Annotated in this window: 16 protein-coding genes; 4 read left to right on the top strand and 12 right to left on the bottom strand. The window is 67.2% G+C overall.

Annotated elements, in window-relative coordinates; genetic code table 11:
- Positions 1–35: 35 nt before the first annotated feature.
- The gene (gene fabI / locus JFC09_RS07065; protein ID WP_198393273.1) at positions 36–794 is read right to left on the bottom strand and encodes an enoyl-ACP reductase FabI; all 759 of its coding nucleotides are present in this window, start codon (positions 792–794) and stop codon (positions 36–38) included.
- 45 nt (positions 795–839) lie between these two features.
- A complete protein-coding gene (fabG, locus tag JFC09_RS07060; RefSeq protein WP_198393272.1) occupies positions 840–1,583 on the bottom strand; it encodes a 3-oxoacyl-ACP reductase FabG in 744 nt (247 codons plus the stop codon).
- 105 nt (positions 1,584–1,688) lie between these two features.
- Here fabG and JFC09_RS07055 point away from each other — a divergent pair, with 105 nt between their 5' ends.
- Genes JFC09_RS07055 through JFC09_RS07045 form a run of 3 tightly spaced genes read left to right on the top strand, consistent with a single transcriptional unit; the run spans position 1,689 to position 3,353 of the window.
- Positions 1,689–2,198: a DUF3099 domain-containing protein gene (locus tag JFC09_RS07055; RefSeq protein WP_198393271.1), complete on the top strand. Its 510-nt coding sequence runs from the start codon at positions 1,689–1,691 to the stop codon at positions 2,196–2,198.
- Positions 2,188–2,409: a hypothetical protein gene (locus JFC09_RS07050; RefSeq protein WP_408610954.1), complete on the top strand. Its 222-nt coding sequence runs from the start codon at positions 2,188–2,190 to the stop codon at positions 2,407–2,409. The genes JFC09_RS07055 and JFC09_RS07050 overlap by 11 nt, the downstream gene beginning before the upstream one ends.
- Positions 2,406–3,353: an SURF1 family cytochrome oxidase biogenesis protein gene (locus JFC09_RS07045; protein ID WP_198393269.1), complete on the top strand. Its 948-nt coding sequence runs from the start codon at positions 2,406–2,408 to the stop codon at positions 3,351–3,353. Before JFC09_RS07050 ends, JFC09_RS07045 begins: the two co-directional genes overlap by 4 nt.
- 16 nt (positions 3,354–3,369) lie before the next feature.
- On the opposite strand, the gene JFC09_RS07040 is transcribed toward JFC09_RS07045, so the two are convergent.
- Complete coding sequence (locus JFC09_RS07040) at positions 3,370–4,968, bottom strand: ABC-F family ATP-binding cassette domain-containing protein (RefSeq protein ID WP_198393268.1); 1,599 nt, start codon at positions 4,966–4,968, stop codon at positions 3,370–3,372.
- The gene (locus JFC09_RS07035) at positions 4,965–5,627 is read right to left on the bottom strand and encodes a ribonuclease H family protein (protein WP_198393267.1); all 663 of its coding nucleotides are present in this window, start codon (positions 5,625–5,627) and stop codon (positions 4,965–4,967) included. Before JFC09_RS07035 ends, JFC09_RS07040 begins: the two co-directional genes overlap by 4 nt.
- Positions 5,628–5,747: 120 nt before the next feature.
- On the opposite strand from JFC09_RS07035, the gene JFC09_RS07030 reads away from it, so the two are divergent.
- Positions 5,748–5,972, top strand: coding sequence for a neutral zinc metallopeptidase (locus tag JFC09_RS07030; protein ID WP_198393568.1), 225 nt, complete (start codon positions 5,748–5,750; stop codon positions 5,970–5,972).
- Between the two features lie 34 nt (positions 5,973–6,006).
- Here the strand turns inward: JFC09_RS07030 and JFC09_RS07025 are convergent, their stop codons facing one another.
- From JFC09_RS07025 to JFC09_RS06990, 8 genes are read right to left on the bottom strand one after another with little or no spacing between them, the layout of a single operon-like run.
- Complete coding sequence (locus JFC09_RS07025; RefSeq protein ID WP_198393266.1) at positions 6,007–6,342, bottom strand: metal-sulfur cluster assembly factor; 336 nt, start codon at positions 6,340–6,342, stop codon at positions 6,007–6,009.
- A gap of 5 nt (positions 6,343–6,347) precedes the next feature.
- Complete coding sequence (gene sufU, locus JFC09_RS07020; RefSeq protein WP_198393265.1) at positions 6,348–6,833, bottom strand: Fe-S cluster assembly sulfur transfer protein SufU; 486 nt, start codon at positions 6,831–6,833, stop codon at positions 6,348–6,350.
- Complete coding sequence (locus tag JFC09_RS07015) at positions 6,830–8,101, bottom strand: SufS family cysteine desulfurase (protein WP_198393264.1); 1,272 nt, start codon at positions 8,099–8,101, stop codon at positions 6,830–6,832. The genes sufU and JFC09_RS07015 overlap by 4 nt, the downstream gene beginning before the upstream one ends.
- A gap of 14 nt (positions 8,102–8,115) precedes the next feature.
- Entirely contained in the window at positions 8,116–8,871 is a 756-nt protein-coding gene (gene sufC, locus JFC09_RS07010) for a Fe-S cluster assembly ATPase SufC (protein ID WP_198393263.1), read from the bottom strand.
- A gap of 35 nt (positions 8,872–8,906) precedes the next feature.
- Positions 8,907–9,221 carry a non-heme iron oxygenase ferredoxin subunit gene (locus JFC09_RS07005; RefSeq protein ID WP_198393262.1) on the bottom strand — a complete coding sequence of 105 codons (315 nt, stop codon included), beginning with the start codon at positions 9,219–9,221 and terminating at the stop codon, positions 8,907–8,909.
- On the bottom strand, positions 9,218–10,369 hold the full coding sequence (sufD, locus tag JFC09_RS07000; protein WP_198393261.1) for a Fe-S cluster assembly protein SufD: 1,152 nt from the start codon (positions 10,367–10,369) through the stop codon (positions 9,218–9,220). Before sufD ends, JFC09_RS07005 begins: the two co-directional genes overlap by 4 nt.
- Positions 10,370–10,421: 52 nt before the next feature.
- On the bottom strand, positions 10,422–11,858 hold the full coding sequence (gene sufB, locus JFC09_RS06995; protein ID WP_332839685.1) for a Fe-S cluster assembly protein SufB: 1,437 nt from the start codon (positions 11,856–11,858) through the stop codon (positions 10,422–10,424).
- Positions 11,855–12,604: a helix-turn-helix transcriptional regulator gene (locus JFC09_RS06990; protein ID WP_198393260.1), complete on the bottom strand. Its 750-nt coding sequence runs from the start codon at positions 12,602–12,604 to the stop codon at positions 11,855–11,857. The genes sufB and JFC09_RS06990 overlap by 4 nt, the downstream gene beginning before the upstream one ends.
- Between the last annotated feature and the right edge of the window lie 113 nt (positions 12,605–12,717).

Below are 12,717 nucleotides of genomic sequence, written 5' to 3'. Positions count from 1 at the left end.
AGCCTCTGTGCAGAGTCCCGGTCACCACCCTGCCATCAGGCTCCGGTCAGGTGGAAACCGCCGTCGACGTGGACCATCTCGCCTGTCGTGGCGGGGAACCAGTCGGACAGCAGGGACACGATCGCCTTGCCGGCGGGTTCCGTGTTCTTCTGATCCCAGCCCAGCGGTGCGCGGTCGCCCCACATCGCCTCGAGCCCTTCGAAGCCGGGGATCGACGTCGCGGCGGTCGTCTTGAGCGGTCCGGCGGACACGAGGTTCACGCGGATGTCGTCCTCGCCCAGGTACTTCGCGAGGTAGCGCGCGGTCGATTCCAGCGCGGCCTTCGCCACGCCCATCCAGTCGTAGACGGGCCACGCGACGGTCGCGTCGAACGTGAGCGCCACGATGCCCGCACCCGGGTTGAGCGCCGGCTTCGCCGCCACTGCGATCGACTTGAGCGAGAACGCCGAGACGTGCATGGCGTTGGACACGGACTCGAACGGGGTGTCGAGGAAGACACCGCCCAGCGCGTCCTTCGGCGCGAATGCGATCGCGTGGACGATCCCATCGATGTTCCCGCCAAGGCGCTCGGGCAGCGCCGCGAGGTCCTCGTCGTTCGTCGCGTCGAGCTCGATCACCTGAGCGGTCTGCGGAAGGCGCTCCGCGATGACCGACGTGATCTTCATCTGGCGGCCGAAGGAGGAGAGGATGACCTCCGCCCCCTGCTCCTGCGCAAGCCGGGCCGCGGCGAAGGCGATGGACGCCTCCGTGAGCACGCCGGTGACGAGGATGCGCTTGCCGTCGAGGATTCCCATGTGAGGGCCTTTCTGTTCGAACAGTTGTGTCGTGACAGTCGTGTGTCAGTGTCCCATGCCGAGGCCGCCGTCGACCGGGATGACGGCGCCGGAGATGTACGCGGCGTCGTCGGAGGCGATCCACTGGACCACCTTCGCGACCTCGTCGGGCTCCGCGAACCGCTTCGCCGGGATCGCCTGCAGGTATTCCTTCTGCTGCTTCTCCGGCAGTGCGTCCGTCATATCCGTCCGGACGAAGCCCGGCGCGACGACGTTCGCGGTGATCCCCCGCGAACCGACCTCCCGGGTGATCGACCGGGCGAGGCCCACAAGGCCCGCCTTCGACGACGAGTAGTTCGACTGGCCGGCGACCCCGTAGAGGCCGGACACGGAGGAGATGAGGACGATGCGGCCGAACTTCGCACGGATCATGTTCGTGATCGCGCGGCGCACGGTGCGGTAGGACCCGCCCAGGTTCGTGTCGACGACGGACGTGAATTCGTCGTCGGACATCCGCATGAGCAGATTGTCCGCGGTGATGCCCGCGTTCGCGACGACCACCTCGACCGGACCGTACTCCTCCTCTACCGTCGCGAACGCCGTGTCGAGTGAGTCGGAATCCGTCACGTCCGCAGCGACCGCGAGGGTGCCCTCCGGAGCGTCCCCGCTGCGCGAGGTCACGGCGACACGATGGCCCGCTGAGACCATCTGCTCTGCGATCGTCCGTCCGATCCCGCGGTTGCCGCCGGTGACCAGCACGACGCGGGATGCTGGTGCGGTCGCTTCGTCGACCGAAGGGGTCTGGGTCATGGGTGTTGCTCCTGGCAGATCGAGGTCGTGCCGCAGATCTCACAGGCTCTGCGGAGTGGACATGGAACAGGGTCAACACTATCGGAGATAGAATCGACAGTGGCTATGGCTGAGAACAGACCGCCGACCTCTGTCACGGATGCGCAGGAAGCCGCGGACAAGGACTATCGGCAACGCGTGAAGCGCTACACGATCTCGATGATCATCAGGGTCGTGTGCCTCCTGCTCGCTTTCGTATTCACCGGTTGGCTGCGCTGGGTGATGCTGGGCGGCGCCGTCGTCCTCCCCTATGTCGCGGTCGTCATCGCGAACGCGCGGAACGAACGGCTCTTCCACTACGACATGGCGGGCATGCAGGACACCCCTGCGCCGATGCTGTCCCCCGACGCAGCGAAGCGTCCGACCACGTGGCAGGAGAACGGCGAGGACCGCACCGCCTCGCAGGGCACTGCGGCCTCGGACGGCGAAAGCCCGCACGGCGAGGAACCGTGGGACCCGCACGACGAACCGGTGATCATCGGCGAAGTGCTCGGCGATACGCTCGAAACAGACCGCGGTGACGCGGACGACGAGGCCGGCCCGGTGGAGGAAGGAAACGATGCAGATGCCCGCTGACGCCCCCGTACTCATCTGTTCTGCCAAGGGCTGCCGCGACGTCGCCGTGCACGCACTGCTGTGGAACAACCCCTCCCTGCACACCGAGGACCGCCGCAAGATCTGGTTGGCGTGCGACGAGCATCGCGAGCACCTGGAGGAGTTCCTGCGACTGCGCGGGTTCCTCCGCGACACTGTCGATGCACACGCGATCCCGGACGGCGCTGGATGAGGTTCCTCGTCACCCGCCAGTGGGTCGGATACATCGCCCTGGCACTCGTCGCCGCGATCGTCTGCATTCTCCTCGCCCAGTGGCAGGACACCCGCCGCGCCACGCGGGATGCGGAGATCGAGCGCATCGAAGCACACTACAGCGCCCCCGCCGTCCCGCTCGACGAGGTCCTGCCGCAGACGGACTCCCCGTTCCCGGAGGAGTCCGAATGGACGCACGTCGAGGCGACCGGCACCTATCGCACCGAGGATTCCACCGTCGCACGCAACCGTCCCAAAGCCGGCAGCGCCGGGTACTGGATCCTCGTGCCGTTCGACGTGGACGGCGGTGGCACCCTCGTCGTCGCACGTGGATGGGTTCCGGGCAGCGGGGCGGATGCGACCGCCGCCGAGGCGCCCTCACCCCCAGCGGGCACCGTCCGCATCTCTGCATGGCTGCGGCCCGCACAGGACGGGGACCCCTCGGAGAACACTGCGGCGTCCGTGCGTGCGATCGACCCGCCGCTCATGGAGGGCGGGAACGCGTACGCCCACGCCTATGGCTACCTCGATGCCGAGGACCCCGCACCGGCAGAGCAGCTCGAAGCACTCCCCGAACCGAACACCGACCCTGGGTCCCACCTGAGCTACACGTTCCAGTGGTACGCGTTCTCCGTCATGATCGTGGGCGGGTTCGTGTACGCCGCGAAGCGGGAGCGCGATGCGATCCGTCGTGGCGAACGGGATACGCAGCGAGCGGAGGATTCCGTCGTCGACGGCGTCGAATACGTCGTGGTCGACAAGGAGGCGCTTCGCGCCGGAGGCGTACGACGCACAGCGGCTGGCGGGCGGCGTGCACCCACCGTCGTCCGGGGGATGCGCCCGGAGCCCCGGGTGATGTCACGTGCGAGCAGACGCGAGGAGCATGACGAGGACGCCGCCCTCGACTCCCAGCTGGAAGTCTGAGAGCCGGAAGCGGTCCTCACGCCATGGTGACGAGGTCCAGATAGGACTCGGACCAGTGGTCCTCGTCGCCGTCCGGCAGGAGCAGGACACGATCCGGGTCGAGTGCTTCGACCGCCCCTTCATCGTGGGTGACGAGCACGATGGCGCCCTCGTACCGCCGGATGGCGGACAGGATCTCCTCCCGCGACGCCGGGTCCAGGTTGTTCGTCGGCTCGTCGAGCAGCAGCACATTCGCGCTGGAGACGACGAGTGTGGCGAGAGCAAGACGTGTCTTCTCACCACCGGACAGGACGCTTGCCGGCTTGTGCACGTCCTCACCGCTGAATAGGAACGACCCCAGCACCGTTCGCACGCCCGTGTCGTCCAGGTGCGGCGACTGCGCGCGCATGTTCTCGAGCACCGACCGCGACAGGTCGAGCGTCTCGTGCTCCTGCGCGTAGTAGCCGAGCTTGAGCCCGTGGCCCGGTTCGACATCGCCGGAATCCGGCTCCTCGACGCCCGCGAGCAGACGCAGCAGCGTCGTCTTCCCCGCGCCGTTGAAACCGAGGATGACCACGCGGGTGCCCCGGTCGATCGCCAGATCGACACCGGTGAACACCTCTGTCGACCCGTAGGACTTCGTGAGGCCGGCAGCTGTGAGCGGGACGCGCCCGCACGCGGCGGGAGCGGGGAAGCGCAGATGTGCGACCTTGTCCGCTGCCCTCTCGGCCTCGAGGCCGGCGAGCATCCTGTCCGCCCTCTTCGCCATGTTCTGCGCGGCGACGGTCTTCGTCGCCTTCGCCCGCATCTTGTCCGCCTGTGCGTGCAGGGCGGAAGCCTTCTTCTCCGCGTTCGAGCGCTCGCGACGACGCCTGCGCTCGTCAGCCTCACGCTGCTTGAGGTACTGCCGGTAGGACATCGAGTAGATGTCGATGACCTGACGGTTCGCGTCGAGGAAGAAGACCTTGTTGACGACTTCGTCGATGAGGGCGAGATCGTGCGAGATGACGACCAGCCCGCCGGAATAGGTCTTGAGGTAGTCGCGCAGCCACAGGACGGACTCCGCGTCGAGGTGGTTCGTCGGCTCGTCCAGGATCATCGTGTCCGGTGCGGCGAACAGGATCCGTGCGAGCTCCACGCGGCGGCGCTGACCACCGGACAGCGTGTCGAGGGTCTGGCCCAGCAGCGCTTCGTCGAGGCCCAGGTTCGCGGCGATCGCGAACGCCTCCGATTCCGCTGCGTAGCCTCCCGCCGCGACGAACTCCGCCTCGATGCGCGGGTACCGGTCGATCGCCTTCTCCATGATCTTCGTATCCGGGGAGGACATCTGCTCCTCCGCCTTCCGCATGCGACGCGCCAGCACGTCCAGCTCCCGGGCACCGAGGATCCGCTCACGGCCCGTCGCCTTCGGGTCGCCCGCCCGCGGGTCCTGGGGCAGATAGCCGACGGAGCCCGAGGCCGACACGGTCCCCTCGCTGGGCATGACCTCGCCCATGAGGACCTTCGTGAGTGTCGTCTTGCCGGCTCCGTTGCGGCCCACGAGACCCACACGGTCGCCCTTGTCGACGCGGAACGACACACCCGTCATGAGTGTGCGCGAGCCGACGACGATGCTGATGTCCCCTGCAGAGATCATGCGCGTGCCTCCCAGCCGGTCTGGATGAGTTCCGCGAGCAGGTCCTGAGCGGTGCGGCCGGTCCTCCCGGCCTCGGCGACGATCGCATCCGCGAGGTCGGACTCCAGCGGGCACGACACGACGACGGTGGCCGGTGGGGAGTCGCACGGCGCATCCGACGTGGGGGTCGCGAGTACGACACCCGGCTCCCCCATCCCCGGCCCACTGGGCACCGGGAGCCCCGCCTGCATCGCCTCTGCGGCACCACGGGCGCGCGTGTCCGCCGCCTCGTTGAGGGGGTGGCCGGCGTGGCCCTTGACCCATTCGAAGCGCACGCGCAGGCCTGCCGCCTCACGGGCAGTCATGAGCTCGTCCAGGCGCTCCATCTGATCGCGGTTGAGCACATCCTCCTTGTTGGCCTTCTTCCAGCCCTGCAGCTTCCACTTCGGCATCCACTTCGTGATCGAGTTGATGACGTACTTGGAGTCGCAGAGGACGTGCAGATCGTCGACGTCCGCCGTCGCGGCCAGCAGCTCGATGACCGCCTGCAGCTCACCGCGGTTGTTCGTCCCGTTCGGCCACCCGCCCGCAGCCCACCGGGAGTCGTCGACGAACCACGCCCAGCCGGCGGGTCCGGGGTTGCCGAGGGCGGAACCGTCGACGGCAGCGGTGAGGGTCACGGAGACTCCGTTTCACAGGTGGGGTGAGCACGCCGAAGACGTGCGAAGCGGGTAGAGGGGCCACACCATGGTAGCCGCCGTGCGGCCCCCGCGTCCGACGCCCACCGGTGTCGTACTCTTCTGCCACGTCCTTCACCCCGGATTCACGCCTCGACTCATCCCAGGTGTCACGCGGATCACGTCGCCGCGACCGGGGACGACCGCATCCAGGAGACGGCACAGGGCCGGGTCACCCCGGAGAACTTCACTCACGGGTCCGCGGAGCAGCGGATGCACTGGTTCACCCTCGGGTACGACGAAGGGGCCCCCACTGCCCGCGACACGCTCTCCGTGCCGCAGGTGTGAGGGCCCCTGTGTCTCTGCGAGACGCTCTGTGCATTCAGATGTTGAAGCCGAGCGCCCGCATCTGTTCGCGGCCGTCCTCGGTGATCTTCTCCGGGCCCCACGGCGGCATCCACACCCAGTTGAGGCGGAACGCCGGGACGATACCGTCCAGGGCCTGTGCCACCTGGTCCTCGATGACATCCGTCAGCGGACAGGCGGCAGAGGTGAGGGTCATCTCGACGATGCCCACCCCCTCTTCGTCGACGCTCACGCCGTAGAGCAGTCCGAGGTCGACGATGTTGACACCCAGTTCGGGGTCCATCACATCGTAGAGTGCTTCCTTCAGCTCTTCAGGTGTGGCAGCGGTCGGTGAGTCGATGACGTCAGCCATGTTGATCACTCCTTCATAGTCTCAGCTTGCGCGATCGCGTCCTCGAACGCCACCCACGCCAGCAGTGCGCACTTGATGCGCCCCGGGAACTTCGACACTCCCTGGAACGCCGCAGCGTCGCCCAGCAATTCCTCGTCGGGCTCTCCCCTGCCCCGCGAGTGCATGAGCTCACGGAACGCGGGCGCCGCCCTGTGGAATCCGACGATGCCCTGTTCTCCCAGCAGCTCGCTCGCCACCGATGCGGACGCCATCGAGATCGAGCAGCCGGCACCATCCCACCGGTGCACCGGTCGGTCGGAGGGCGCGCTGTCAACCTGCAGCGGCCCGACCTCCACAGTGATCTCGTCGCCGCAGGTCGGGTTCACCTGATGCGAGGAACCGAACCGCGCCGGCCGGTCGCCGGCGGCGGGCGCCAGGAGTGTGCCCGAGCCGGTGCGTTCCTTCGCGTGGTCGAGGATGACCTGCTGGTACAGCTGCGTGAGATCGGTCATCCGGTCGCTCCGAAGAACGGTCGGACCTCGGCGAGTGCTGCGAGGAACTGCTCGACATCCGTGCTGTCCGTGTAGATGGCGGCGCTCGCGCGCGTCGACGCGGTGATGCCGTAGCGACGGTGCAGGGGCTGCGCGCAGTGGTGTCCCACGCGTGCTGCGACACCCCGCGAATCGAGGAACTGACCCACGTCATGCGCGTGGACCCCCTCGACGTCGAACGCCACGGCACCGATCCGTTCGGTCGGATCGAGCGGCCCCAGCACCCTGATGCCCGGCACATCCTGGACCCCGGTGAGCAGTGCAGCACCGATCGCCGTTTCGTGGGCGGCGACGACGTCCATCCCGATCTCGTCGAGATAGCCGACCGCTGCGGCGAGTCCCACGATCTGGGCGACCGGCTGGGTGCCGGCCTCGAACCGCTGCGGGGCGGGGAGGAACCCCGTCTCCTCCATCGTCACCGTCGTGATCATCGAGCCGCCGGTGAGGACGGGCGGCAGCGCATCGAGGAGCTCCTTCTTGCCGTAGAGCGCCCCGACTCCCGTGGGCCCGAGCATCTTATGGCCGGAGAACGCCGCGAAGTCGACGTCGAGCGCGTGCAGGTCCAACGGCATGTGCGCCGCCGACTGGCATGCATCGAGCACTGTGTACGCGCCCACCTCACGTGCGCGAGCCACGAGCCGGGCCGCATCGTTGATGGTGCCGAGCACGTTCGACACGTGTGTGAAGGCCAGCACCCGTGTTGTCGAGTCGACGATGCCCGTGAGATCCGTGAGGTCCAGATGCCCGTCGTCGGTGAGCGGCAACCAGCGCAGCTCAGCCCCGGTCCGCAGCGCGAGCTGCTGCCACGGGACGAGATTCGCGTGGTGCTCCATCTCCGTCACGACGATCGAGTCACCGGGCCCCACACGGAAGCGAGCGGCTTCGTCCCCGCCGAACCCGGCGGAGGCGTTCGCGAAGCCGTAGGCGACGACGTTGAGCGATTCGGTCGCGTTCTTCGTCCACACGATCTCCTCGACCGCTGCGCCCACGAAGCCGGCCACCGCAGAGCGGCCGGCTTCGAAGGCGTCCGTCGCCTCCACCGCGAGGGTGTGGGCCCCGCGGTGGACGGCGGCGTTCGTCCGCGTGAGGAAGTCCTGCTCCGCGTCGATGACGCACGTCGGTTTCTGCGCGGTCGCTCCCGAATCCAGGTAGGCGAGCCGCGCACCGCCCACGGTGCGCTCCAGCAGGGGGAAGTCGCCCCGCACACGGGCCGTCTCGAGGTGATCCATCGACGCGGGCCCGCTCAGGCGCTCACGAGGAAGCGGTCGTAGCCTTCGGACTCGAGACGGTCAGCGAGCTCCGCTCCGCCCGATTCCGCGACACGGCCATCGATGAGCACGTGCACGCGGTCGGGACGGATGTACTGGAGGATGCGGGTGTAGTGCGTGATGAGCAGGACGCCCAGGTCGCTGCCCTCCTTCGCCGCATTGACGCCTTCGGATACGACGCGCAGCGCGTCGACGTCCAGTCCGGAGTCCGTCTCGTCGAGGATCGCGAACTTCGGCTTGAGCATCCGCAGCTGGAGGATCTCGTGGCGCTTCTTCTCACCGCCGGAGAAGCCGTCGTTGACGCTGCGCGCCGCGAACTCCGGATCCATGCGCAGGTCCTTCATCGCCTGCGACAGTTCCTTCGTCCACGTGCGGAGCTTCGGTGATTCACCGTCGACAGCCGTCTTCGCGGTGCGCAGGAAGTTCGTCACTGTGACTCCCGGCACCTCGACGGGGTACTGCATCGCGAGGAACAGGCCCGCCTTGGCGCGCTCGTCGACGGACATCTCGAGGACGTCCTCACCGTCGAGCGTGACGGTGCCGGAGGTCACTTCGTAGCGGGGGTGGCCCGCGAGGGCGTACGCGAGTGTCGACTTGCCGGAGCCGTTCGGCCCCATGATCGCGTGCGTCTCGGTGCTGTTGATGTCAAGGGTGAGACCCTTGAGGATCTCCTTGGTACCGGATTCCGTCTCGACGGAGACGTGCAGATCCTTGATGGAGAGCGTGGTCATGACTACCTCGTATTCGTGTCTGGGTACGTGTGTGTTCAGCCGGCGACGTCGACGAAGATCTGTCCGTCCCGCTCTTCGCAGGAGTAGACCTCGACGGGTTCGAAGGCCGGCGGCGTCGTGGGTTCGCCGGTGCGCAGGTCGAAGGCGGATCCGTGGAGCCAGCATTCGACGGTGCAGCCGATGACTTCCCCCTCTGCGAGGGAGACTTCACCGTGTGTGCAGAGATCATCGATCGCGTGGACGACCCCGTCTTCTGTCCGCGCGATGCAGACTTCGCGGTCCTCGACCATGACGCGCACTGCGGCGCCGGGTGCCAGGTCGGCTGCAGGGAGGACGGGGACCATGCTCACAGGACGCTCCGTGAGAGCTCTTCCTCGATCTTCTCGCTCAGGACCGTCTCGATCTCCTCGATGCCGATCTTCTGGATCACCTCGTGGAAGAAGCCGCGCACGACGAGGCGGCGGGCCTCCATCTCCGGGATGCCGCGGCTCATGAGGTAGAAGAGGTGCTCCTCGTCGAACCGTCCGGTCGACGAGGCGTGTCCTGCTCCCTCGATGTCACCGGTCTCGATCTCGAGGTTCGGCACGGAGTCGGCTCGAGCGCCCTCCGTGAGGATGAGGTTGCGGTTGAGCTCGTAGGTGTCGATGCCCAGGGCCTCCGGGCGGATGAGGACGTCGCCCACCCAGACGCTGCGCGCGTCCTTGCCCTGCAGGGCGCCCTTGTACATGACGTCCGACGTGGCCTTGGCCGTGTTGTGGTCGATGTACGTGCGGTGCTCCAGGTGCTGCCCCTCGTCGGAGAAGTACAGGCCGAGCAGTTCGGCCTCTCCTCCCGGTCCGGCGTAGCGCACGTTGGAGTTGAGGCGGACCACGTCGCCGCCCAGGCTCACCGCGATGTGCCGGTAGGACGAGTCCTTGCCGACGAGCGCGTCGTGCTGGCCCAGGTGGACGGAGCCGTCCTCCCACATCTGCAGCGATGCCAGCGTGAGCGAAGCTCCATCGCCGACGACGATGGAGAAGAGCTCCGAATAGCGGGCACGGCCCTCGTGCTCGAAGACGACCGTGGCCTTGGCGTTGGCGCCGATCGTGAGCAGCGTGTGCGCATGGACGGTGTCGTCGCCGGTTCCGTTCGCACGGATGATGACGGGCTCGTCCAATTCCGTGTCCGCGGAGATCGAGTAGTGGGTGACTCCCCCGGCACGCGCTGCGGCGATCGCCGCCGGGCGGTCCTCCGGTTCGAGGATCCCGTGCGCCCGAGCAGCCTCGAGATCGATCGTCTCGACGGTGACGCCTGCCGGCAGGTCGCCGGACACGGTGAGCTTCGCGTCGGTGCCCGCGTCCTCGAAGAAGTCTGCGAGCCGCTTCACGGGGGTGAAGCGCCACTCCTCCTCCCGACCGTTGACGGTGGGGAAGTCCGCGACGTCGAAGCTCCGGGTACGGTCCTGGCGTCCGTTGAGGAGCATCGGCACGCCCGTGGGCGTTTCCAGTGTCTGTGTCATGTGTGTTCTGTCTCCTGGTGGTTCCGTGGGTGCTGAGCGGGTCGGAAGACCGTCAGCCCAGGGAACCCTCCATCTGCAGTTCGATGAGCTTGTTGAGTTCGAGCGCGTACTCCATCGGGAGCTCGCGGGCGATCGGCTCGATGAAGCCGCGGACGATCATCGCCATCGCCTCGGTCTCCTCCATGCCGCGGGACTGGAGGTAGAAGAGCTGGTCCTCGCTGACCTTCGACACGGTCGCCTCGTGGCCGAGCGTCACATCGTCCTCACGGATGTCGATGTACGGGTACGTGTCGGACCGCGAGTTGTTGTCGACGAGCAGGGCGTCGCAGAGGACGTTGTTCGAGGAGCCGTGCGCGCCCGGATGGATGTGGACCAGTCCGCGGTAGCCGGACCGTCCACCGGCGCGGGCGACGGACTTCGCGACGATCGACGACTGCGTGTGAGGTGCGGCGTGGACCATCTTCGATCCGGTGTCCTGGTGCTGACCGGCGCCGGCGAAGGCGACCGACAGCGTCTCACCGCGGGCGTGCTCACCCGTCAGCCAGATCGCCGGGTACTTCATGGTGACCTTCGAGCCGATGTTGCCGTCGACCCATTCCATCGTGGCGCCCTGCTCCGCGATCGCGCGCTTCGTCACGAGGTTGTAGACGTTGTTGGACCAGTTCTGGATCGTCGTGTAGCGGACGCGGGCGTCCTTCTTCGCGATGATCTCCACGACGGCCGAGTGCAGCGAGTCCGACTTGTAGATCGGTGCCGTGCAGCCCTCGACGTAGTGCACGTAGGAACCTTCGTCCGCGATGATGAGCGTCCGCTCGAACTGGCCCATGTTCTCCGTGTTGATCCGGAAGTAGGCCTGCAGCGGGATCTCGACGTGGACACCCTTCGGGACGTACACGAACGAGCCGCCCGACCAGACGGCGGTGTTGAGCGCGGAGAACTTGTTGTCACCCGACGGGATGACGGTGCCGAAGTACTCCTTGAACAGCTCCGGGTGCTCCTTGAGAGCCGTGTCCGTGTCGAGGAAGATGACGCCCTGGCGCTCGAGCTCCTCGTTGATCCTGTGGTACACGACTTCGGACTCGTACTGCGCGGCCACACCGGCGACGAGCCGCTGCTTCTCCGCCTCCGGGATGCCCAGGCGATCGTAGGTGTTCTTGATGTCCTCGGGGAGGTCCTCCCACGACTGCACCTGTCCCTCCGTGGAGCGGACGAAGTACTTGATGTCGTCGAAGTTGATGCCGGACAGGTCGGCGCCCCAGTTCGGCATGGGCTTCTTGTCGAAGAGCCTCAGGGCCTTGAGCCGGCGCTCGAGCATCCACTCGGGCTCTTCCTTGAGGGCGGAGATGTTGCGGACGACGTCCTCGCTGAGACCGCGCTCTGCCGTCTCGCCAGCTTCGTCCTTGTCGTGCCAGCCGTACTGGTAGGCACCGATCGCCTTGAGCTCCGGGTTGAGCTCGAGGATCCTGTTGGTCTCGGTGGTGTCGGTCACCGTGAACCTCCTTGTCTGGGGTCCGCACTCCGCTCACCGATGAGGGGGCGAGTGAGCGCGGACGTGGGGATATGGGTGGTGCAGACGTGTGCGCCGCCGGCCAGTGTCGACAGTCGGCGCACGTCGACGCCCAGATATTCGGAGAGCACCCCGAGTTCCGCTTCGCAGAATTCGGGGAAGCGCTCTGCCACATTGCGGATGGGGCAGTGCCCCTGGCACAGCTGCATGGCCTCCATGGGGGTGCCCGCGGCCACCGGGGTGGCCGATGCGGCGAAGCCCTCCCGGTCCAGTGCCCTGGCGAGACGACGCGAGCGTTCCGCGACGGTGCCGTCCCCCTGCGCACCTGCGCGGAAGTCTGGCAACCGGTCACGGAGGCGTTCGCGCAGTCGGTCGGTGTGCTCCTCCACGAAGCCCGCGACGAGTTCAGGACCCGCCGCATCCTTCACGTATTCGAGCACATCGACGGCCAGCTCGTCGTATGCGTGCGAGATCTGGGCGTGCCCCGTCGGTGTCACCGTGTAGTGGCGGGCGGGACGCCCCCTTCCCACACGCTGACCCGCGAGGGCACGGACCTCGATGAGTCCTTCGTCCGTCAGCGCATCGAGATGACGACGGATGGCGGCCGCCGTGAGTCCCATCATCTTCGCCAGTGACGACGCGGAGATGGGACCCTGGTCGAGGACTGCGCCCAGAACACGCTGGCGGGTCCTGCCGTCCTCTGCCGGAACTGCTTCCGCTGCGGTCACGAACACCTCCCACCGGTTGATTCACTCGTTTCAGCAACAAGTCTCTTACCTAATTGTACTGATGTAAACGCCTGTGGCCACCGGACCCATCCCGGACGCCCTGTCGCGTAGCT

Source organism: Brevibacterium yomogidense (assembly GCF_016107685.1).
Lineage (GTDB): Bacteria > Actinomycetota > Actinomycetes > Actinomycetales > Brevibacteriaceae > Brevibacterium > Brevibacterium yomogidense.
Note: the sequence above shows the minus strand (reverse complement) of the source record. Positions and strands in the feature narration are given on the sequence as shown.